The organism is Hydrogenovibrio sp. JE_KL2 (assembly GCF_009296185.1).
Taxonomy (GTDB): domain Bacteria; phylum Pseudomonadota; class Gammaproteobacteria; order Thiomicrospirales; family Thiomicrospiraceae; genus Hydrogenovibrio.
In genome coordinates this window covers 1-411 of record NZ_WBJR01000012.1, presented here as the reverse complement: position 1 = coordinate 411, position 411 = coordinate 1, and the positions used below count along the sequence as shown (strand labels likewise).

The following is a 411-nucleotide window of genomic DNA, read 5'->3' as shown; positions in this document are numbered from 1 at the left end:
TAATAACCATTTCGATATCTCTCTGGCGATGTTTACCCATGTGGGCGCGGCGGCACCGGGTAATCCTACCGCTATCGATACCCACTGGATTTGGCAGGAGGGCGATTGTCGCCTGACCCAAAATCCGCTGGAGATTAAAAACGGAAAAATTGCCGTTCCTGATGCGCCCGGTCTGGGCGTGGAACTGGACTGGGAACAGGTACAAAAGGCACATGAGGCCTATAAACGTCTGCCTGGCGGTGCGCGTAACGACGCAGGTCCGATGCAGTACCTGATCCCCGGCTGGACCTTTGACCGTAAACGTCCCGTTTTCGGCCGTCATTGATTCTGAAAAAGGACATAAATATGAGTTCTCAATTTACGACGCCTGTTGTTACTGAAATGCAGGTTATCCCGGTGGCGGGTCATGAC

General features: G+C 52.8%; 1 protein-coding gene. It reads left to right on the top strand.

The annotated features are described in order from the left end of the window. The coding region (locus F8R13_RS11410) for an enolase C-terminal domain-like protein (RefSeq protein ID WP_305778203.1) at positions 1-325 on the top strand (325 nt) is incomplete at its 5' end. Between the last annotated feature and the right edge of the window lie 86 nt (positions 326-411).